This is a genomic window from Mesorhizobium sp. M2C.T.Ca.TU.002.02.1.1 (genome assembly GCF_003997225.1).
On record NZ_RZTO01001416.1, the window covers coordinates 1 to 715 of the forward strand.

Consider the following 715-nt stretch of genomic DNA (forward strand, 5'->3'; position numbering starts at 1 on the left):
CGCTTGGCGCCTGGAAAGCCAAGGCGCAGGCCAGTGTCGACAATGCCCATATGCGTTATTTCGTTGTTCATCTGCACCGTTTGCTTGATCCAGAATCGAAGGCCGGCGGTTGACGTCGATGGAGCATGAAGCGGTGAACGGGGCGACCGGGCGGCGCGCCGCCAGGCGCGGCGGAACGCGCACGCTATGGCGGCGCATCCGCGAGCCTTTGGCGCAGTCGACCTTCGTCAAGAACTTCATCGCCAGCCTTTTCGCCTGGTTCCTGCGGCTGATTCGGCTCACCAGCCCGCTGGTCGAGGGCTCGACCCAGGTTGCCGGCGGGGCCTATGCGCATCTCGAACCCGGCATCATCGCGCTCTGGCACGGTCAGCATCTTCTGACCCCTGCCTATTATCCCGAGGGCCGGCCGCTGGTCGCCATGGTCTCGCGCAGCGCCGATGCGGAGCTCCAGGCGCTGATGATCGAGAAATTCGGCATCGAGGCGGTGCGCGGTTCCGGCGGCCGCAACAGTTCGAGGCATCTCGACAAAGGCGGCGCCAAGGCCTTGATCGCGCTCAAGAAGTCGCTCGTCGCGGGCAAGAACGTCGCCATGATCGCCGACATTCCGAACGGCACGCCGCGCGATGCCGGGCTTGGCATCGTTCTTCTGGCAAAGCTTTCCGGCCGGCCGATCCTGCCCTCGGCCATCGCCACCAGCCGCCGCAAGGTGCTGGAG

At 65.6% G+C, this 715-nt stretch carries 2 protein-coding genes; both read left to right on the forward strand.

What is annotated here, in order from left to right; all coding sequences use genetic code 11:
• The coding region (locus EOD07_RS36470; RefSeq protein ID WP_127238511.1) for a DUF4170 domain-containing protein at positions 1–113 on the forward strand (113 nt) is incomplete at its 5' end.
• A gap of 5 nt (positions 114–118) precedes the next feature.
• Positions 119–715: lysophospholipid acyltransferase family protein (locus EOD07_RS36475; protein ID WP_127238512.1), on the forward strand; the 597-nt coding region annotated here is incomplete at its 3' end.